Source organism: Ectothiorhodospira shaposhnikovii (genome assembly GCF_047222355.1).
Classification (GTDB): domain Bacteria; phylum Pseudomonadota; class Gammaproteobacteria; order Ectothiorhodospirales; family Ectothiorhodospiraceae; genus Ectothiorhodospira.
This window is the reverse complement of sequence record NZ_CP178333.1, coordinates 1,608,350-1,628,254: the sequence shown is the minus strand read 5'-3', so window position 1 is coordinate 1,628,254 and position 19,905 is coordinate 1,608,350. Positions and strand designations below refer to the sequence as shown.

The following is a 19,905-nucleotide window of genomic DNA, read 5'->3' as shown; positions in this document are numbered from 1 at the left end:
CGGATCAGGATGTACCCAGGGCCAGTGCCTGAGCCAGGCTGTCCGGGTCCTGCACGCAGGCCACGGTCAGTGACTTGTCAATACGCTTGTTCAGGCCGGTGAGCACCTTGCCGGGGCCCAACTCCAGCACGGTGGTGACACCGTCCGCGGCCATGGCCTGCACGGTCTCCACCCAGCGCACCGGTCGATGGATCTGGGCCGCCAGGGCCGCCCGGATCACGTCCGGCTCGGCATGGGAGGTCACATCCACATTATGGATCACACGGATGGCGGGGGTGCCCACGCGCACGGATTCCAGACGCACATGCATGTTGCTGGCCGCGCTCTTGAGCAGGGAGCAGTGGGAAGGCACGCTCACCGGCAGTTTCACGCTGCGCTTGGCGCCGGCTTCTCCGGCCAGGGCGATGGCCCGCTCCACGGCCGCCGTCTCACCGGCGATGACCACCTGCCCCGGGGCGTTGTAGTTGACGGCCTCCACCACCCCGGCGGCGGCCGCCTCGCGACAGACGGTCCTGACCTGTTCGTCGTCCAGCCCGAGGATCGCCGCCATGGCGCCCTCGCCCGCCGGTACCGCGTTTTGCATCAGACGCCCGCGCTCGGCCACCAGACGCACGGCGGCGTCGAAGTCCAGGGCATCGGCACAGACCAGGGCGGTGTATTCACCCAGACTGTGCCCCGCCATGACCACCGGCTCGCTGCCGCCCTGGGCCGTCCATGCCCGCCACACGGCCACACCGGCCGCCAGCATGGCCGGCTGGGTATTCTCGGTCCGGTTCAGATCGTCGGCCGGGCCTTCCTGGGTCAGGGCCCACAGGTCCAGTCCGAGGACGTCCGAAGCCTCCTGAAAGGTCTCGCGGACCTGGGGGAAGGCCTCCGCCAGGGCGGCGAGCATGCCCAGCGACTGGGAGCCTTGGCCTGGAAACACACATGCGAGTTTCATTGGCGCAAATTCCTTGAAAGCGTCAGGGTTAGGGCGGCTAGTTTAGGCAAAGCCGATACCTTGGGGCAATCATCTGCAAATTTCGGCAAAGAATCCCCCTTCCGGTGCTTGTTTTATGCGCCCGGTTGTTGATAATTACGCCTTCGCTGCTCAAACCCCGATACAGGCGTATGCCGAAAGAAGATCACATTGAGATGGAAGGCACGGTGCTGGACAACCTGCCCAACACCATGTTTCGCGTCGAACTGGACAATGGCCACGTGGTCACCGCTCACATATCCGGTCGGATGCGCAAGCACTACATCCGCATCCTGCGCGGCGACCGGGTCACGGTACAGATGACCCCCTACGATCTGACCAAGGGCCGGATCGTCTACCGCAACAAGTAAGACCGGACCGGTTCCCGACCTCAAAAGCAGGAAAGGCCGCACTCCCTTGGGGAATGCGGCCTTTTTCCCGTTGCCGCCCTCGCGCGGGACACAACGGGATCATCGGTGCGCGTCAGTGCACGGCTTCCTCGACAAAATCCAGGTGCAGTTCTGCGTCCCTGACGCACACATGGACCTCGCCGCCACCGGCCAGACGGCCGAACAGGATCTCCTCCGCCAGGGGTTTCTTGATCCGGTCCTGGATCACCCGACCCATGGGCCGGGCACCCATCTTCGGATCGTAACCGTGTTCGGCCAGCCAGGCACGGGCCTCGTCGTCCACCGCCAGGGCCACCTTCTTCTCGTCCAGCTGGGCCTGAAGCTGGGTCAGGAACTTGTCCACCACGCTGGCAATGGTCACCGGGTCAAGCGGCTTGAACTGGATGATGGCATCCAGACGGTTGCGGAACTCCGGCGTGAAGGTACGCTTGAGCACCTCCATGGCATCGCTGGAATGGTCCTGCTGGGTGAAGCCCATGGACGGCCGACTGGACACCTCGGCACCCACGTTGCTGGTCATCACCAGGATCACGTTGCGGAAATCCACCTTGCGGCCGTTGGTATCCGTCAGGGTGCCATGGTCCATCACCTGCAGCAGCAGGTTGAACACGTCCGGATGGGCCTTCTCCACCTCATCCAGCAGCAGCACCGCATGGGGTTGCTTGAGGATAGCCCCGGTCAGTAGGCCGCCTTCGTCGTAGCCCACATAGCCGGGCGGCGCTCCGATCAGACGGGACACCGTATGCCGCTCCATATACTCGGACATGTCAAAGCGGACCAGCTCGATCCCCAGGATCTGGGACAACTGGCGGGTGACTTCCGTCTTGCCCACCCCGGTGGGGCCGGCGAACAGGAAGGAACCGATGGGCTTGTCCCGATCCCCCAGGCCCGAGCGGGCCATCTTGATGGCGGCCGCCAGGGTCTCGATGGGCTCGTCCTGGCCGAACACCACCATCTTGAGGTTACGTTCCAGGTTCTTGAGGGTCTCCATGTCGGAAGCGGACACGCTCTTGGGCGGGATGCGGGCGATCTTGGCGACGATGTTCTCCACATCCTGCACCGAGATGGTCTTCTTGCGCTGACTGGCCGGCAGCAGGCGCCGGTTGGCGCCCGCCTCGTCAATCACGTCGATGGCCTTGTCCGGCAGATGACGGTCGGTGATGTAGCGGCTGGAGAGTTCCGCCGCCGCCCGCAGGGCCTTGGTGGTATAGCGCACGTCGTGGTGAGACTCGAAGCGGGACTTGAGCCCCTTGAGAATTTCGTAGGTCTCGTCCACCGTGGGTTCGTTGACGTCGATCTTCTGGAATCGACGGGCCAGGGCCCGGTCCTTCTCGAAAATGCCCCGGTATTCCTGATAGGTGGTGGAGCCGATGCACTTGAGCTCCCCGGAGGCCAGCATGGGCTTGATCAGGTTGGAAGCATCCATGACCCCGCCGGAAGCGGCCCCGGCGCCGATGATGGTATGGATCTCGTCGATGAAGAGCACCGCCCCCTTCTGCCGTCGCAACTGGGACAACACCCCCTTGAGACGCTTTTCGAAGTCCCCCCGATACTTGGTGCCGGCCACCAGGGCCCCAAGATCCAGGGAATAGATCACCGCATCCTGCAGCACCTCGGGGACCTCGCCATCCACGATCTTCTTGGCCAGGCCCTCGGCGATGGCGGTCTTGCCCACCCCCGCCTCCCCCACGTACAGGGGATTGTTCTTGCGGCGACGGCACAGGATCTGCACCGTGCGCTCCAGTTCATGGGCGCGCCCGATCAAGGGATCGATCTTGCCCTTGCGCGCCTGTTCGTTGAGATTGGTGGCGAAACTCTCCAGGGGATTCTTGCGGGCGGCCTCGTCCGCGTCCTGGGCCTCGCCGGCGACACCGGAGGCACTTTCGTCCTCCTGCTGCTCGTCCGAGACCTTGGAAATCCCGTGGGAGATATAGTTCACCACGTCCAGCCGGGCCAGATCATGCTGGCCGAGCAGGTAGACCGCGTGGGACTCCTGCTCGCCGAAAATGGCCACCAGCACATTGGCGCCGGTGACCTCCTTGCGGCCGGATGATTGCACATGGAACACCGCCCGCTGCAGCACCCGCTGAAAGCCCAATGTGGGCTGGGTATCCCGCGGATCCTTCATGGGCAGCCTGGGGGTATTGGCATCCACGAATTCCTCGAGCTCCTTGCGCAGGGATTCGATGTTGACCCCACAGGCCCTCAGCACCGTGGCGGCCGTCGGGTTGTCCGTGAGGGCGAGCAACAGATGCTCCACCGTCATGAACTCGTGACGTTTCTCGCGCGCGGCCTTGAAGGCCATGTTCAGTGAAAACTCGAGTTCTTTGTTCAGCATGGTCGCGTACCCGCTAGGCCTCTTCCATCGCGCAGAGCAATGGATGCTGGTGTTCCCGTGAATAGTCGTTGACCTGAGCCACCTTGGTTTCGGCGATATCCCGAGTATAGATGCCGCACACCCCTTTGCCGCGAGTGTGCACGTGGAGCATGACCCGGGTGGCCTTCTCGCGATCCATCGCGAAGAAGACCTCCAGGACCTGCACCACGAACTCCATTGGAGTGTAGTCGTCGTTGAGCAGTACCACCTTGTACTGAGGCGGCTGCTTGAGCCGGGGTTTCGCCGGCTCGACGACCAGCCCGTGGTCGGATTGATGCTTGTGTTCGTCTCCCATAATGTCGGATCAATCAATGGTCGATTCAGTTCCCGGCGAATTACATGTGCGCCACGATGTTCTCGCCAAACTCCGAGCAGGAAAGCTCGGTGGCGCTGTCGATGGCACGGGCGAAGTCGTAGGTCACACGGCCGGAGCTGATGGCGCCGGAGAGGCCCTTGACGATGAGGTCCGCGGCTTCCACCCAGCCCAGATGACGCAGCATCATCTCGGCGGACAGGACCAGGGAGCCGGGGTTCACCTTATCCAGACCCGCATACTTGGGCGCGGTTCCGTGGGTGGCCTCGAACATGGCCACGGTGTCGGACAGATTGGCCCCCGGGGCAATGCCGATGCCGCCCACCTGGGCCGCCAGGGCGTCGGAGATGTAGTCGCCGTTGAGGTTCATGGTGGCGATCACGCTGTAGTCTTCCGGTCGCAGCAGGATCTGCTGCAGGAAGTTGTCGGCGATGACGTCCTTGATGATGATTTCCTTGCCGTTCCTGGGATTGGTCAGACGGCACCAGGGGCCGCCGTCGATCTCGGTGGCACCGAATTCCTGCATCGCCAGCTCATAGCCCCAGTTCTTGAAGGCCCCTTCGGTGAACTTCATGATGTTGCCCTTGTGCACCAGGGTCACGGAGCTACGGTCGTTCTCGATGGCATACTGGATGGCCTTGCGGACCAGACGCTTGGTGCCGTCCTCGGACACGGGCTTGACGCCGATACCGCTGGTTTCCGGGAAGCGGATCTTGGTGACACCCATGGTGTTGACCAGAAAATCCACCATCTTTTTCGCCTCGGGGCTGCCCGCGGCCCATTCGATACCGGCATAGATGTCTTCGGAGTTTTCCCGGAAGATCACCATGTCGGTCTTCTCCGGGTTCTTCAGGGGGCTGGGGGTGCCGTTGTAGTAGCGTACCGGACGCTGACAGACGTACAGGTCCATCTCCTGACGCAGGGCCACGTTCAGGGAACGGATGCCACCGCCGACGGGAGTGGTGAGGGGACCCTTGATGGACACCACGAAGTCGCGCACGGCCTCCATGGTCTCCCGGGGCAGCCAGTTGTCGCCGCCGTAGACCCGGGTGGCCTTCTCGCCCGCAAAGACCTCCATCCAGGCAATCTTGCGTTCACCGCCGTAGGCCTTTTCCACCGCCGCGTCCACCACCCGTTGCATGACCGGGGTGATGTCCACGCCGATGCCGTCACCCTCGATGAAGGGGATGATCGGATGGTTGGGGACATTCAGGGAGAAGTCTTCATTGGCGGTGATCTTGACGCCTTCTGCGGGGACTTTGATATGTTGGTATGCCATGGGCACTCCCTTGTGGTATTGAAGTTGTTGTAAAGGATTTTGGTGGGATTATACACGGCCTCGGGATGTGCCACAGAGCGGGAGTCGGACCGGCGGATGGCTGCCCCGTCCACCCTGCTCCATCATGTACACTGTTGCGGTCAGAGTCCCCCTGCCTGGATTCCCGCATTCGCGGGAATGACGGAGTTTGGCATTATCATCACCGAGGAACCCTTTGAACATGGTATGGACCCCACGCGTCACCGTCGCCGCCGTCGTCGAACGGGACGGCCGATTCCTGCTGGTGGAAGAACGGGAACAGGGCCGCAGCGTCTACAACCAGCCCGCCGGACACCTGGAGGAAGACGAGGACCTGATCGCCGCCGCTGTCCGGGAGACCCTGGAGGAAACCGGCTGCCGCCTTACCCCCCAGGCCTTGGTGGGCGTCTACCGCTGGAAACATGCACCCACGGGGCTGACGTTCATCCGCGTGGCCGTCACCGGTGACGTCTCGGAACCGGTGCCCGGCCAGGTTCGGGATCCGGACATCCTGGACACCCACTGGATCGACCGCGAACACCTGGCGGCCCATCCAGACAGCCTGCGCACCCCGCTGGTGCTGCGCTGCATCGATGATTATCTGGCCGGTCGACGTTATCCCCTCGACCTGCTGGTGGACATGCCGTCATGAATCTCCCCCGTGCCAAACGCGTCATCGTCGGCATGTCCGGCGGTGTGGACTCCTCCGTTTCCGCCCTCCTGCTGATGGAACAGGGCTACCGGGTGGAAGGCCTGTTCATGAAGAACTGGGAAGACGACGACGAACCCGGCTACTGTTCCGCCGCCACCGACCTGGCGGATGCCAAATCCGTGTGCGCCGAACTGGAAATCCCCCTGCATAAGGTCAACTTCGCCAAGGAATACTGGGACCGGGTGTTCGCCCACTTCCTGCAGGAATACCGCCTGGGCCGCACCCCCAACCCGGACATCCTGTGCAATCGGGAAATCAAGTTCCGCGCCTTCCTGGACTATGCCATGGACAAGGGAGCCGACCTCATCGCCACGGGTCATTACGCCCGGGTGGATGCACTGGACGGGCGCTTCCGACTGCTTCAGGGGCTGGATGCCGGCAAGGACCAGTCCTACTTCCTCCATGCCCTGGGTCAGCCGGCCCTGTCCCGCACCCTCTTCCCCCTGGGCGAACTGGAAAAGACCCGGGTCCGGGAGATTGCCGCCCGGGCAGGATTCGAGAACCACGCCAAGAAGGACAGCACCGGCATCTGTTTCATCGGAGAACGGCGTTTCCGGGACTTTCTCATGCGCTACCTCCCGGCCCAACCCGGCCCCATCGTCAGCACCGACGGACAGGCACTGGGCGAACATCAGGGACTGATGTACTACACCCCCGGCCAACGCCAGGGCCTGGGCATCGGCGGAGTCCATGGCGCGGCGGAAAACCCCTGGTATGTGGTGGACAAGGACATGGCCCGCAACCGCCTGATCGTGGCCCAGGGCCATGACCACCCTGCCCTGCATGCCGGCGGCCTGGTGGCCACCGAGGTGAACTGGATCGCGGGCAAGGCCCCGGAAATGCCCCTGCACTGCCAGGCCAAGATCCGCTACCGGCAGGCCCATCAGGATTGCCGGGTGGAACCGATGCCGGATGAACCCGGCGCCCTTCACGTGCGCTTCCAACACCGGCAGCGGGCGGTGGCACCGGGGCAGTCGGTGGTGTTCTACCACGGGGCGGAGTGCCTGGGAGGCGGCATCATCGCCCGCAAGGACACGGACGCCCGGATACCGCCAATCGGGTTATAGTTAGCCCCCGACTCCACCACCCAAGCCCTATAGACGGAAAACGACCCGTGGAAGCTTCACACCGCAACCGAGCCCTGGCCCTGGCCGCCATGTTCCAATCCGCCGGACTGGTCAAGGACGTGGCCTGGCGTGGCCAGTGCGATGCCGCGCAACTGGAAACCATGATCCGCAGCCTGTTTGCCTTCGAGGCAGGGACCCTTGATGAGGTCTACGGTGGCGCGGTCAATCTGCGCCGGGGGCTGCGCACGTTGGTGGAACAGGTTCAGGCCAATTCCCCCCAGGTGGACGGCGAGATCTCCCGCTATGTGATCAACATGCTCTATCTGGAGCGCAAGCTGATGAAGCAGCCGGACATGATCCGGACCCTGCGGGACGGGATCGAGGTGGCGGCTCACCAGAGCGAGTCCTTCGGCATCCTGCACGAGAACATCATGTCCCGTCTGGGCCAGACCTATCAGAACACCATCAGCGAACTGGGCCCACGCATCATCGTGCAGGGAGAACAGAACCACCTGGGCAATCCGCACAATGCGGCGCGCATCCGCGCCCTGCTCCTGGCGGGCATCCGCGGGGCGGTCCTGTGGCGTCAGGCGGGGGGATCGAGATGGAAGTTGATTTTCGGGCGCAACGCCATGCTGGCGGAAGCGCGTTTCATGCTTGAGGAGACCGCGGAGGCCTCCTGATCTGATCGTTCCTAAAAAGCCCCTCTCCCCTTGCGGGAGAGGGGTTGGGGTCAGGGGTGTACCCCCTACGCCGCCACCACCGGAATCACTTTCCGGGCCGCTTCCTCATACTCCGGCAACTGATCGAAGTTGAGGTAACGGTAGACCTCGGCGGCCATGGTGTTCAGGCCGGCGGCCTGCTCCATGTACTCCTCCACCGTGGGCAGGCGTCCCAGCACGGCGGCCACCGCCGCCAGCTCCGCGGAGGCCAGGTAGACATCGGCCCCATCCCCCAGACGGTTGGGGAAGTTGCGGGTGGAGGTGGACACCACCTTGGCACCGGGGGCCACCCGGGCTTGATTGCCCATGCACAGGGAGCAACCGGGCATCTCGGTACGGGCGCCGGCCCGACCATAGATGCCGTAGTAGCCCTCTTCCGTCAGCTGACGCTGATCCATGCGGGTGGGCGGAGACAGCCACAGACGGGTGGGCATCTGGCCCTGGAATTTCTCCAGCAGCTTGCCGGCGGCGCGGAAGTGACCGATGTTGGTCATGCAGGAACCGATGAACACCTCGTCGATCTTGCCACCGGCCACTTCCGACAGCAGACGGGCGTCGTCAGGATCATTCGGGGCACAGAGGATGGGCTCCTTGATCTGGTTCAGATCGATCTCGATCACCGCCGCATACTCGGCGTCCGCGTCGGCCCGCATCAGGCTGGGGTTGGCCAGCCACTCTTCCATGGCCTTGGCGCGACGCTCCAGGGTCCGGGCATCGCCGTAACCGTTGGCGATCATCCAGCGCAGCATGGTGATGTTGGAGCGCAGGTATTCGGCCACCCGCGCTTCGGACAGGGCGATGGTGCAGCCGCCGGCGGAACGCTCGGCGGAGGCGTCGGACAGTTCGAACGCCTGCTCCACCGTCAGGTCGTCCAGCCCCTCGATCTCCAGGATGCGGCCGGAGAAGATGTTCTTCTTGCCCTTCTTCTCCACCGTCAGCAGACCCTGCTGGATGGCCGCATGGGGAATGGCGTGGACCAGGTCGCGCAGGGTGATACCGGGCTGACGCTCACCCTTGAAACGCACCAGGACCGACTCGGGCATATCCAGGGGCATCACGCCGGTGGCGGCGGCAAAGGCCACCAGACCGGAGCCGGCCGGGAAGGAGATGCCGATGGGGAAACGGGTGTGGGAGTCACCGCCGGTACCCACGGTATCGGGCAGCAGCATGCGGTTCAGCCAGGAGTGGATGATGCCGTCGCCCGGACGCAGGGAGACACCGCCCCGGTTCATGATGAAGTCCGGCAGGGTGTGATGGGTCTGCACGTCCACCGGCTTGGGATAGGCGGCGGTGTGGCAGAAGGACTGCATCACCAGATCGGCCTGGAAGCCCAGGCAGGCCAAATCCTTGAGCTCGTCCCGGGTCATGGGGCCGGTGGTGTCCTGGGAACCCACGGTGGTCATGCGGGGCTCGCAGTAGGTGCCGGGGCGAATGCCGGCCACGCCGCAGGCCTTGCCCACCATCTTCTGGGCCAGGGTGAACCCCTTGCCGCTGTCCACCGGGGCTTGGGGCCGCTTGAACACATCGGAGGCCGGCAGGTTCAAGGCCTGGCGAGCACGGTCGGTCAGGCCGCGACCGATGATCAGGGGGATGCGGCCACCGGCGCGGACCTCGTCCAGCATCACCGGGGAGCGCAGTTCGAAGGTGGTGATCACCTCGTCGCTGTCGTGGCGGCAGACCTTGCCGTCGTGGGGATAGATGTCCACCACGTCCCCCATGTTCAGATGGGTCACATCCAGTTCGATAGGCAGGGCGCCGGCATCTTCCATGGTGTTGAAGAAGATGGGGGCGATCTTGCCGCCCAGACAGACGCCACCGAAGCGCTTGTTGGGTACGTAGGGGATGTCATCGCCGATGTACCACAGCACCGAATTGGTGGCGGACTTGCGAGAAGAGCCGGTGCCCATCACGTCACCCACCAGGGCGACCGGGTGACCCTTCTGCTTGAGTGCCTCGATCTGGGCCTGGGCGTTGGTGATGCCTTCACGGGGCATCTTGTACATGGCCTTGGCGTGAAGGGGGATGTCCGGACGGCTCCAGGCATCCGGGGCCGGGGACAGGTCGTCGGTGTTGGTCTCGCCCGGGACCTTAAAGAGGGTCACGGTCATCTTCTGGGGCACGGCGGGGCGGCTCAGGAACCACTCGGCATCGGCCCAGGACTGCATCACGGCCTGAGCGTGGCCGTTACCGGCCTTGGCACGCTCTTCCACGTCGTGGAAGGCATCGAACATGAGCAGGGTGTGCTTGAGTTCCTTGGCGGCGACCGGAGCCAGTTCGGCGTCATCCAGCAGTTCCACCAGGGTGGAGATGTTGTAGCCGCCCTGCATGGTGCCCAGCAGTTCCACGGCGCGGGTGCGATCGATCAGGGGGGAGCTGGCCTCGCCCTTGGCCACGGCGGACAGGAAGCCGGCCTTCACATAGGCGGCCTCGTCCACGCCCGGAGGCACGCGATGGGTGATGAGGTCCAGCAGGAAGGCTTCCTCGCCGGCGGGCGGGTTCTTCAGCAGTTCCACCAGCTGGGCGGTCATCTCCGCATCCAGGGGTTTGGGCACCACCCCTTCTGCGGCACGTTCCTGGACATGTTGGCGATAGGCTTCAAGCACGTGTGTGATCCTCTTTAACGCCCCGGTTGCCCGGGGAGGGATGAAATATCCCTTATGATCAATCTGTTATTTTGACAGACAGGGTTATTGCGCGGCAGCATTCTAAACCACCTGAAGGGTGACAGACCAGAAATGCCTGATGCGAGGGTGTGCCATACTCACCTGATGACTTTCGCAGAACTGACGACTCTCAACAATGCCAAGCCCCGTCATTCCCGCAGACATGCCAAACTCCGTCATTCCCGCGCAAGCGGGAATCCATTCGGGAGAACTCGGAAACCCTGGACTCCCGATTTTTCGGGAGTGACGGCTTTACCGCCATCTTTCCCCGGTGCTGAATCCGGGGTCTTTCGCGGAGACACTGATGAGCAACAGTTTCAACACCGAGGACACCCTGGACGTTCAGGGCCGGACCTATCACATCCACAGCCTCGCCCCGCTCCGGAAAACCCACGATCTGGACCGCCTGCCCTTCTCCCTCAAGATCCTGCTGGAAAACCTCCTGCGCTGCGAGGACGGGCACAACATCACCCGGGCACACATCCAGGCCCTGCTGGACTGGGACCCCAAGGCCGAACCCAGCGCGGAAATCGGTTTCACCCCGGCCCGGGTGGTACTGCAGGACTTCACCGGCGTCCCCGCCGTGGTCGACCTGGCCGCCATGCGCGATGCCATGCACGCCCTGGGCAAGGATCCGAAACGGATCAATCCCCTGGCCCCGGTGGACCTGGTGATCGACCACTCGGTGATGGTGGATCACTTCGGCCAAAAAAACGCCCTGGACCTGAACATCAAGCTGGAATACCACCGCAACAAGGAACGCTACCAGTTCCTGCGCTGGGGCCAGCAGGCCTTTGAAAACTTCCGCGTGGTGCCCCCGGGTACCGGCATCGTCCATCAGGTGAACCTGGAATATCTGGCCCAGACCGTCTTCGTGCGTGACGACAACGGCAGCCTCCACGCCTATCCCGATACCCTGGTGGGCACTGACTCCCACACCACCATGGTCAATGGCCTGGGCGTGCTGGGCTGGGGCGTGGGCGGCATCGAGGCCGAGGCCGCCATGCTCGGCCAACCCATCTCCATGCTCATTCCCCAGGTGGTCGGCTTCAGACTCAGCGGCCGGCTACCGGAAGGCGCTACCGCCACCGACCTGGTACTCACCGTCACCCAGATGCTCAGACAGCACGGCGTGGTGGGCAAGTTCGTGGAATTTTTCGGCGACGGCCTGGACCACCTGCCCCTGGCGGATCGGGCCACCATCGCCAACATGGCCCCGGAATACGGCGCCACCTGCGGCATCTTCCCCATCGACCGGGAAACCCTGGAATACCTGCGCCTCTCGGGCCGGGATGAATCCCGCATCGCCCTGGTGGAGGCCTATGCCCGTCATCAGGGTCTGTGGCGCGACACCGGCGCCCGGCAGGCCGACTATTCCGACATCCTGACACTGGATCTGGCCGGTGTGGTGCCCAGCCTGGCGGGACCGCGTCGGCCCCAGGACCGGATTCCCCTGGATCAGGCCCGCCGCAACTTCAGCGACACCCTCGACCGATTCCTCAAGGAACATCACGCCACCCCGACGGACCGGGAAGAGGCCCGCTTTGCCGATGAAGGCGGCCATGCCGCCCCCGGGGTGGACGACAGCCATGAAAAGGGCGCGGTGGAATACGAGATGGACGGCGAGCGACACCTGCTCAAGCACGGCGCCGTGGTGATCGCCGCCATCACCTCCTGTACCAACACCTCCAACCCGGCAGTGCTGCTGGCCGCCGGCCTGCTGGCGAAGAAGGCCCTGGAAAAGGGCCTCAAGCCCAAACCCTGGGTCAAGACCTCCCTGGCACCCGGTTCCCAGGTGGTTCCGGCCTATCTGCAACAGGCCGGACTCCTGCAACCTCTGGAAGCCCTGGGCTTCTCGGTGGTGGGCTTTGGCTGCACCACCTGTATCGGCAACGCCGGCCCGCTGCCCGAACCCATCGGCAATGCCATCCGCGAGGGTGACCTGATGGTGGCGGCGGTGCTCTCAGGCAACCGCAACTTTGAAGGCCGCATCCATGCCGATGTGCGCACCAACTACCTGGCCTCTCCGCCCCTGGTGGTGGCCTACGCCCTGGCGGGGACCATGGCCGTGGATCTGTACCAGGACCCGCTGGGGACGGACAACCAGGGCCGACCGATCCATCTCAAGGACATCTGGCCCAGTCAGGCCGAGATCCACCGACTCATGGGGACCAGCATCCACTCGACCATGTTCCGGGAGAAGTACGCCGACGTCTTCGAAGGCGATGCCAACTGGCGGCAGATCCTTGTCACCGAGTCGGAACGCTACGACTGGGCCGAGTCCACCTACGTAAAGAACCCGCCCTACTTCGAGGGCATGACACTGGACCCCGAGCCGCCCGAAGCCATCCGGGATGCCCGCTGCCTGGTCATGGTGGGCGATTCCATCACCACCGATCACATCTCTCCCGCCGGCGGCATTCACCCGGAGAGCCCGGCTGGGCAATACCTGCAGGCCCTGGGTATCGAACCCAGGGAATTCAACTCCTATGGCTCCCGGCGCGGCAATCATGAAGTGATGATGCGAGGCACCTTCGCCAACGTGCGCCTGCGCAACCGTCTGGCCCCGGGCACCGAGGGGGGCTGGACCCGTCACCTGCCCGATGGCGAGTCAATCAGCATCTACGACGCCGCCATGGCCTACCGTGAGAAAGGCACACCGCTGGTGGTCCTGGCCGGCAAGGAATATGGTACCGGCTCCTCCCGGGACTGGGCGGCCAAGGGGACACGGCTACTGGGCATTCGCGCGGTGATCGCCGAAAGTTTCGAGCGCATCCACCGTTCCAACCTGGTCGGATTCGGGGTGCTGCCCCTGCAGTTCCTGCCCAGCGAGAACGCCGAGACCCTGTCGCTGTCGGGGCATGAGCGCTACAGCATCGGCTCGCTGGACGACGACCCGAACGAGGTCACCGTGACCGTAGAGGCGGATGACGGTGTCCGGAGAGAGTTCAAGGCTCGGGTACGCATCGATACCCCGAAGGAATGGGAGTACTATCGACATGGTGGGATCCTGCATTACGTCATCCGGCAACTGGCATCCTGAGGGAAACGTCCGACGAAGATTCCAAAGCGGAAATCCCGTTGCGGCAAGTGATCCGCCGATCATCCATCAATGCCATTCCCGCGCAAGCGGGAATCCAATCGGCTATATCACATGCGTTGATGAGCTCGCCATTCCGTCATTCCCGCGAACGCGGGAATCCAGTAGCATGCTGACAATAACGGACTCCCGCCTGTGCGGGAGTGACGGCAAGACGCTGGAAAAACCAGGGGGCTGACGGATGGACGGCAAGATCAACATCCCGGCGGACAGGGCCACGCCAGGCGCGGTACTGGCGGAAGATGTGCGGGATCGCAGCGGTAGGCTCCTGCTGTCCGCCGGTCTGCCCCTGAGAGACAAGCATATTCGCGTCCTCAAGACCTGGGGTGTCAATGAGATTACCGTCTGGACAGACAAGGAGGTTCCGGTCATGCACCCGGATTCATCGGCCAACGGCGACGCCCAGGGAGCCCCCCGCGAAGTCAGCGAAGCATCACTGACCCAGGCCAGAAGCATCATGGCCACAGCCTTCATGCACGTGGATCTTGCCAATCCCGTCATGGATGTCTTGTTCAAGGTATCGACGGCGCGCCTTGCAAGGAAACTTGACGCCAAAGGCAATCCATGACGACATCGATCATTCAGGACATCCTCGCCGACAACCCGGAACTGGGCACCCTGCCGAGCGTCTTTCATCGCGTCGAGGCCGCGGTCAACGACCCCACCAGCTCCTTCGAGGCCATGAGCCGGGCCATCGAGACCGACAGCGCCCTGACAGCCAAATTGCTCCGCATCGCCAACAGCAGCCTCTACAACTTTCCCGGCCAGATCAGCAGTATCGACCGCGCCATCAGCATCATCGGCACCCAGCAACTGCGCGACCTGGTTCTTGCCGCCACCATCATCCGCTATTTCAACCGGCTTCCCGTGGCGGGGGTCGACATGGAAAGCTTCTGGCGACACAGCATCGTCACCGCGCTCCTGGCCCGCAGTCTGGCCGGTGCCCGGCGCGAAGCCAACGTGGAACGCTTCTATGTGGCCGGCCTGCTTCACGATATCGGCCGCCTGCTCATGTTCATGCACATGACCGAGACATCGGCCCGGGTCCTGGCGCACCGGGATGCACACCAATGCCTGTTGTTCCAGGCGGAACAGGCGATTCTGGGAATGGACCATGCCGAGTTGGGCGGGGATCTGCTGCAGGCCTGGAACCTGCCACAAGCCTTCGAGGAGCCGGTCCGTTATCATCACACGCCGGGCCTGGCCGCCCAGTACCCCATCGAAACGGCCGTCGTCCATGTGGCGGACAGCATTGCCAATGCCCTGAGACTGGGTACCAGCGGAGAGCGCTATGTCCCCCCGATTGATGATGAGGCCTGGATTCGCATTGCCCTGTCCGAAACCATGCTGGAACAGGTGATCACCCATACCGACATGCACTACCAGCAGGTCGTCGATGTATTCACGGCATGAAAATGACTAAAAAAGACTCACCTCACCGGGCAGAAATCGACTATCTGCGTGAGCGTGTGGCTTATCTCGAGGCAGCCAATCACTGGCATCACTATGCCATGGATGTACTGGCTTCCATGACCTCGATCTTCGGTGACCACCGTCACAACCGAGATACCCAAACCATCCTCAAATGCGCGCACGACTGCGTGATCCGCGTTCTGACCCTTGAGGATGCGGGTTATTACATTGTTGATGACGACTCCAACTTCAATCTCGCATACCGTCAGCCCGGCTGCACGGATGAGGAGCTGGAGGCCGCCGTCGAATGCCTGATCGACGAAGGCAAGTTCGCCTGGGCCATCAACCAGAATCACCCGGTATGCATCCACGCGGGAGGCCGGTATCCGGCCGACACCCATCTGGTGATGCACGTCGTCTCCACCCGTACACGCATCCGCGGTATGTTCGTCGGCCGTATCCGCGGCACCGCCCTGCGCGCCGCCGAGTCAGGCCTCAAGGTGCTGTCCATCATCCTTTTCAATACGGCCTATGCACTCGAGAGTGCCGCCCTCTACGCCCTCAGGGAGCAACAGCATCAGACCCTGCGCAAGATCACCCAGCGCCAGTCGAAGGAGCTGCTTCACCAGCACAGTCACGACACCCTCACCGGCCTGCCCAACCGGGTTCTGTTCAGTGATCGCCTCAGCCAGCTGATGCAGCGCCGGGGCGTACCCGACGGGCATATCGCCGTGATCCTGATGGATCTGGACCACTTCAAGCGAGTGAATGATTCCCTGGGGCATCGCGCGGGAGATATCCTGATCCGCCGTCTCGCCGGCGAAATGCGCAACACCTTTCTCTCGGCCGAGGTGACCCGACGCTACCATCTGGACGTCGCCAACGTGACCCTCTCCCGACTGGGCGGCGATGAATTCGGCATCATCCTGGACAACGTGGCCTCGCTGGATCTGGTGGCTCGTTTCGTCCAGCAACTGATCGAAAGCATCAGCCGTGAACATGAGGTCATGGATCATCAGGTGTTCATCACCTGCAGTGCCGGCATCAGCATCCACCCCTTCGACGGCAATGACGCGGACACCCTGATCAAGAACGCCGACGCGGCCATGTACGAAGCCAAGCAGCGCGGCCGCAACCTCTACCAGTTCTATACCAAAGACCTCAATTCCCAGACCTACCGCCACCTGGTGCTGGAAAACCAGCTGGTCAAGGCCCTGGCCCGGGACGAGTTCGACATCCACTACCAGCCCCAGGTCTCCCTGCGAACCGGCAAGGTGGAAGCCCTGGAGGCGCTGGTGCGCTGGCATCACCCGGAGAAGGGGCTACTGAGCCCGGCCCATTTCATTCCCATTGCCGAAGACACCGGCATCATCGAAGGCCTGGGGCTATGGGTGCTCAAGCGGGTATGCGAGGACATGCACCGGCTGCGGGAAGCGGACATCGAGCCTCCCCGCATGGCCATCAACCTGTCGGCACGCCAGTTCCGGCAGGCCAAGCTGGTGGAAAGATATGCCGCCATCCTCAAGGAGCACGATATCTCGCCCCACCGTATCGAACTGGAGCTGACGGAAAGCACCATCATGCAGGACATCCACGTGGCCGTGGACATGTTCCGGCAATTGCATCAGCTGGGTTTCCGGCTGGCAGTGGATGATTTCGGCACCGGTTACTCGTCCCTCAACAACTTGAAGCATTTTCCCATCCATACTCTCAAGATCGATCGCTCCTTTGTGAGTGACACCCCCCATGACCGCGACGATACGGCCATCGTCACGGCCATCGTCGCCATGGCCAAGGGGCTGGGCCTGGAAGTGGTGGCGGAAGGCGTGGAAAACGAGGAACAACTGGCCTTCCTCAAACAGCTCGATTGTGAGTTCATTCAGGGTTATTACTTCAGCAAACCGCTTCCATTCAGTGAGTTATGCGAATATCTTAAAGCTTTTTCCTATTCCTGATTCATGCCTCACCCTCGCGCCCCCCACTGCCGGCTGAAGGCCCGGTCAGTGCCATCGGATCCAGCAAGCGACGCAGCTCGGCCTCATCCAGGTCCGTCATCTCCAGCGCCACCTCCAGCACGGGCCTGCCCTCCGCATAGGCCCGCTTGGCAATTGCCGCCCCTTGCTCATACCCGATTACCGGATTGAGCGCCGTCACCAGGATGGGATTGCGTTCCAGCGTGGCCTTGAGCCGTGACTCATCCACCGTCAGGCCTGCCACGGCCTTTTCCCGCAGCAGCACAATACCTCGGGCCAACAGTTCGATACTTTCAAGCAGATCATGAGCCATCAGCGGTAACATTACGTTAAGCTGAAAGTTTCCGGACTGACCGGCGATGCCGATCGTGACATCGTTTCCCATCACCCGGGCACAGATCATCGCCACCGCCTCCGGAACCACCGGATTCACCTTGCCGGGCATGATGCTGCTTCCGGGCTGCAGGGCCGGCAGCCGGATCTCGCCCAGCCCGGCCAGCGGACCCGAGTTCATCCAGCGCAGATCGTTGCAGATCTTCATCAGGCTCACGGCCAGGGTCTTGAGCTGCCCGCTCATCTCCACCGCCGCATCCTGAGCCGCCATCCCTTCGAACCGACTCGGCTTGATGACGAACATCACCCCGGTGCGACGGGAGAGTATCCGGGCGACGCGATCTCCCAGCTCGGGATGGGCGTTCACCCCCGTCCCCACGGCGGTTCCGCCGACGGCCAGCTCCACCAGACGGGGAAATCCGTCTTCCAGGCGCTCCGCCCCGTAACGCAGCTGCTGGGCCCAGGCCCCCAGTTCCTGGTCCAGCCGCACGGGCATGGCGTCCATCAGATGGGTACGCCCGGTCTTCACCAGACCGGCAAGGGACAGGGCGCGCTCGTCGATGCAGTCCGCCAGCTCCAGCACCGCCGGGATCAGCTGCCGGCGCAACGCCACGGCGGCAGCCACATGCAACGTGGTCGGAATCACATCGTTGGAACTCTGCCCGAGATTGACGTGATCATTGGGATGCACCGGCGCCCCCAGGTGCCGAGATGCCAGCGTGGCGATCACCTCGTTGGCATTCATGTTCGAGCTGGTGCCGCTGCCGGTCTGGAACACATCCACCGGAAAGTGCTCCACGTGCTCTCCCCGTGAGACGGCATCCGCCGCCGCGATGATGGCCTCGGCCATTTTTTCGGGCAGCAGGCCCAGATCCCGGTTGGCCTGGGCACAGGCCGCCTTCACATGGCCCAGGGCGCGGATGAAGGCCACCGGCATGGGCTTGCCGCTGATCCGGAAATGATTCACGGCACGCTGGGTCTGGGCACCGTACAAAGCGGTGTCAGGGACCTCCACCGGGCCCATGCTGTCATGCTCGATGCGTGTCCTGGCAGGGTCCATGTCTCTGTCTCCTCTGCGTGAGCGGCGCGACGGCGCCCCAACGGGGCGAATCCTCTATCCTGTAGTATAATCCCGCTTTTTTCAGTCAGCCCGGAGACCCCGCCCCATGGAGCTATCCTCCCTCACCGCCATCTCCCCCGTGGACGGCCGCTACGGCAGCAAGACCGAGATGCTGCGCCCGATCTTCAGCGAATTCGGCCTGATTCGTCACCGGGTACAGGTCGAAGTGGAATGGCTCAAGGCGCTGGCCGCCCATCCGGGCATCCCGGAAGTGCCGCCCCTGGGTGAGCACGCCCGTCACATCCTGGACGGCATCGTGGAAAACTTCTCCGAGGAAGACGCCCGCCGGGTCAAGAACATCGAACGGACCACCAACCACGACGTCAAGGCGGTGGAGTACTTCCTCAAGGAAAAGGTCATCGGCAACGCGGAACTGGCCGCCATCAGTGAGTTTTTCCACTTCGCCTGCACCTCCGAGGACATCAACAACCTGGCCTATGCCCTCATGCTCAAGGAGGCCCGGGGCCAGGCCATGCTGCCGCTGATGGACGAGGTCATTCACGCCATTCGCGATCTGGCCCACAAGCACGCCGATCAGCCCATGCTCTCCCGCACCCACGGCCAGCCCGCTTCCCCCACCACCCTGGGCAAGGAAATGGCCAACGTGGTGCATCGCCTCAAGACCACCCGCAACCAGGTGGCCAACGTGATCATGCTGGGCAAGATCAATGGTGCCGTGGGCAACTACAACGCCCACCTGAGCGCCTACCCGGACGTGGACTGGGAAACCCTGGCGCGGGAATTCATCGACGGCCTGGGCCTGGAGATGAACCCCTACACCATCCAGATCGAACCCCATGACTACATGGCCGAACTGTTCCACGGCCTGTGCCGCTTCAACACCATCCTCACCGACTTCTCCCGCGACGTCTGGGGCTACATCTCCCTGGGCTACTTCCGGCAGAAGGTGATCGCCGGCGAAGTGGGCTCCTCCACCATGCCCCACAAGGTCAATCCCATTGATTTTGAAAACGCCGAGGGCAATCTGGGCCTGGCCAATGCGGTCTTTGAACACCTGGCCGGCAAGCTGCCCGTCTCCCGCTGGCAGCGGGACCTGACCGATTCCACCGTGCTGCGCAACATCGGCATGGGCTTCGCCTGGTCCGTGATTGCCTATCAGGCCGTCAGCAAGGGCATCGGCAAGCTGGAAGTGGACACCGCCCGCCTGGATGCCGACCTGGAGGCCAACTGGGAAGTCCTGGCCGAGCCCATCCAGACCGTCATGCGCCGCTACGGGGTGGAAAAGCCCTACGAGAAGCTCAAGGAACTCACCCGCGGTCAACGGGTGGACGGCCCCCGCCTGCGCGCCTTCATCGACACCCTGGAGATTCCCCAGGTGGCCAGGGACCAGCTCAAGGCCCTCACCCCCGGCGGCTACACCGGCAACGCCGCCCAGCAGGCGCGAAGGATCTAAAGGATTTTCGTGAGGCCAACATGCAGCAGGAAA

At 63.2% G+C, this 19,905-nt stretch carries 15 protein-coding genes; 9 read left to right on the top strand and 6 right to left on the bottom strand.

Annotated features, from left to right (window positions below; translation table 11 throughout):
- Window positions 1-4 precede the first annotated feature (4 nt).
- The gene (gene fabD / locus ACLF6L_RS07450; RefSeq protein WP_238617007.1) at window positions 5-940 is read right to left on the bottom strand and encodes an ACP S-malonyltransferase; all 936 of its coding nucleotides are present in this window, start codon (window positions 938-940) and stop codon (window positions 5-7) included.
- Between the two features lie 170 nt (window positions 941-1,110).
- Between fabD and infA the strand changes: the two genes are divergently transcribed.
- On the top strand, window positions 1,111-1,329 hold the full coding sequence (gene infA, locus ACLF6L_RS07445) for a translation initiation factor IF-1 (protein ID WP_008931238.1): 219 nt from the start codon (window positions 1,111-1,113) through the stop codon (window positions 1,327-1,329).
- Window positions 1,330-1,441: 112 nt separating this feature from the next.
- On the opposite strand, the gene clpA is transcribed toward infA, so the two are convergent.
- From clpA to icd, 3 genes are read right to left on the bottom strand one after another with little or no spacing between them, the layout of a single operon-like run.
- A complete protein-coding gene (gene clpA / locus ACLF6L_RS07440) occupies window positions 1,442-3,706 on the bottom strand; it encodes an ATP-dependent Clp protease ATP-binding subunit ClpA (protein WP_238617008.1) in 2,265 nt (754 codons plus the stop codon).
- A 13-nt stretch (window positions 3,707-3,719) separates the two neighbouring features.
- Window positions 3,720-4,040, bottom strand: coding sequence for an ATP-dependent Clp protease adapter ClpS (gene clpS, locus ACLF6L_RS07435; protein WP_008931236.1), 321 nt, complete (start codon window positions 4,038-4,040; stop codon window positions 3,720-3,722).
- Between the two features lie 40 nt (window positions 4,041-4,080).
- Window positions 4,081-5,337: an NADP-dependent isocitrate dehydrogenase gene (icd, locus tag ACLF6L_RS07430; protein WP_008931235.1), complete on the bottom strand. Its 1,257-nt coding sequence runs from the start codon at window positions 5,335-5,337 to the stop codon at window positions 4,081-4,083.
- A 220-nt stretch (window positions 5,338-5,557) separates the two neighbouring features.
- On the opposite strand from icd, the gene ACLF6L_RS07425 reads away from it, so the two are divergent.
- Genes ACLF6L_RS07425 through hflD form a run of 3 tightly spaced genes read left to right on the top strand, consistent with a single transcriptional unit; the run spans window position 5,558 to window position 7,817 of the window.
- Complete coding sequence (locus ACLF6L_RS07425) at window positions 5,558-6,007, top strand: NUDIX hydrolase (RefSeq protein WP_008931234.1); 450 nt, start codon at window positions 5,558-5,560, stop codon at window positions 6,005-6,007.
- The gene (mnmA, locus tag ACLF6L_RS07420) at window positions 6,004-7,134 is read left to right on the top strand and encodes a tRNA 2-thiouridine(34) synthase MnmA (RefSeq protein ID WP_238617009.1); all 1,131 of its coding nucleotides are present in this window, start codon (window positions 6,004-6,006) and stop codon (window positions 7,132-7,134) included. Before ACLF6L_RS07425 ends, mnmA begins: the two co-directional genes overlap by 4 nt.
- A gap of 47 nt (window positions 7,135-7,181) precedes the next feature.
- Window positions 7,182-7,817: a high frequency lysogenization protein HflD gene (hflD, locus tag ACLF6L_RS07415; protein ID WP_238617010.1), complete on the top strand. Its 636-nt coding sequence runs from the start codon at window positions 7,182-7,184 to the stop codon at window positions 7,815-7,817.
- A gap of 65 nt (window positions 7,818-7,882) precedes the next feature.
- Here the strand turns inward: hflD and acnB are convergent, their stop codons facing one another.
- Complete coding sequence (gene acnB, locus ACLF6L_RS07410; RefSeq protein WP_412852699.1) at window positions 7,883-10,459, bottom strand: bifunctional aconitate hydratase 2/2-methylisocitrate dehydratase; 2,577 nt, start codon at window positions 10,457-10,459, stop codon at window positions 7,883-7,885.
- A gap of 364 nt (window positions 10,460-10,823) precedes the next feature.
- On the opposite strand from acnB, the gene acnA reads away from it, so the two are divergent.
- From acnA to ACLF6L_RS07390, 4 genes are all read left to right on the top strand, one after another.
- Complete coding sequence (acnA, locus tag ACLF6L_RS07405) at window positions 10,824-13,562, top strand: aconitate hydratase AcnA (RefSeq protein WP_412852698.1); 2,739 nt, start codon at window positions 10,824-10,826, stop codon at window positions 13,560-13,562.
- Between the two features lie 238 nt (window positions 13,563-13,800).
- The gene (locus tag ACLF6L_RS07400) at window positions 13,801-14,187 is read left to right on the top strand and encodes a hypothetical protein (RefSeq protein WP_238617013.1); all 387 of its coding nucleotides are present in this window, start codon (window positions 13,801-13,803) and stop codon (window positions 14,185-14,187) included.
- Window positions 14,184-15,032, top strand: coding sequence for an HDOD domain-containing protein (locus tag ACLF6L_RS07395; RefSeq protein WP_008931228.1), 849 nt, complete (start codon window positions 14,184-14,186; stop codon window positions 15,030-15,032). Before ACLF6L_RS07400 ends, ACLF6L_RS07395 begins: the two co-directional genes overlap by 4 nt.
- A gap of 2 nt (window positions 15,033-15,034) precedes the next feature.
- Complete coding sequence (locus tag ACLF6L_RS07390) at window positions 15,035-16,987, top strand: putative bifunctional diguanylate cyclase/phosphodiesterase (RefSeq protein ID WP_412852697.1); 1,953 nt, start codon at window positions 15,035-15,037, stop codon at window positions 16,985-16,987.
- 1 nt (window position 16,988) lies between these two features.
- On the opposite strand, the gene ACLF6L_RS07385 is transcribed toward ACLF6L_RS07390, so the two are convergent.
- Window positions 16,989-18,398 (bottom strand): class II fumarate hydratase, encoded by a 1,410-nt coding sequence (locus ACLF6L_RS07385; protein WP_412852696.1) that lies wholly within the window; start codon window positions 18,396-18,398, stop codon window positions 16,989-16,991.
- Between the two features lie 106 nt (window positions 18,399-18,504).
- Between ACLF6L_RS07385 and purB the strand changes: the two genes are divergently transcribed.
- Window positions 18,505-19,872 carry an adenylosuccinate lyase gene (gene purB, locus ACLF6L_RS07380; RefSeq protein WP_412852695.1) on the top strand — a complete coding sequence of 456 codons (1,368 nt, stop codon included), beginning with the start codon at window positions 18,505-18,507 and terminating at the stop codon, window positions 19,870-19,872.
- The last annotated feature ends 33 nt before the right edge of the window (window positions 19,873-19,905 follow it).

What these genes read in the sequence shown, in the direction of transcription:
- fabD (WP_238617007.1), bottom strand. Translation starts at nt 940, where the DNA reads ATGAAACTCGCATGTGTGTTTCCAGGCCAAGGCTCCCAGTCGCTGGGC.
- infA (WP_008931238.1), top strand. Translation starts at nt 1,111, where the DNA reads ATGCCGAAAGAAGATCACATTGAGATGGAAGGCACGGTGCTGGACAAC.
- clpA (WP_238617008.1), bottom strand. Translation starts at nt 3,706, where the DNA reads ATGCTGAACAAAGAACTCGAGTTTTCACTGAACATGGCCTTCAAGGCC.
- clpS (WP_008931236.1), bottom strand. Translation starts at nt 4,040, where the DNA reads ATGGGAGACGAACACAAGCATCAATCCGACCACGGGCTGGTCGTCGAG.
- icd (WP_008931235.1), bottom strand. Translation starts at nt 5,337, where the DNA reads ATGGCATACCAACATATCAAAGTCCCCGCAGAAGGCGTCAAGATCACC.
- ACLF6L_RS07425 (WP_008931234.1), top strand. Translation starts at nt 5,558, where the DNA reads ATGGTATGGACCCCACGCGTCACCGTCGCCGCCGTCGTCGAACGGGAC.
- mnmA (WP_238617009.1), top strand. Translation starts at nt 6,004, where the DNA reads ATGAATCTCCCCCGTGCCAAACGCGTCATCGTCGGCATGTCCGGCGGT.
- acnA (WP_412852698.1), top strand. Translation starts at nt 10,824, where the DNA reads ATGAGCAACAGTTTCAACACCGAGGACACCCTGGACGTTCAGGGCCGG.
- ACLF6L_RS07400 (WP_238617013.1), top strand. Translation starts at nt 13,801, where the DNA reads ATGGACGGCAAGATCAACATCCCGGCGGACAGGGCCACGCCAGGCGCG.
- ACLF6L_RS07395 (WP_008931228.1), top strand. Translation starts at nt 14,184, where the DNA reads ATGACGACATCGATCATTCAGGACATCCTCGCCGACAACCCGGAACTG.
- ACLF6L_RS07390 (WP_412852697.1), top strand. Translation starts at nt 15,035, where the DNA reads ATGACTAAAAAAGACTCACCTCACCGGGCAGAAATCGACTATCTGCGT.
- ACLF6L_RS07385 (WP_412852696.1), bottom strand. Translation starts at nt 18,398, where the DNA reads ATGGACCCTGCCAGGACACGCATCGAGCATGACAGCATGGGCCCGGTG.
- purB (WP_412852695.1), top strand. Translation starts at nt 18,505, where the DNA reads ATGGAGCTATCCTCCCTCACCGCCATCTCCCCCGTGGACGGCCGCTAC.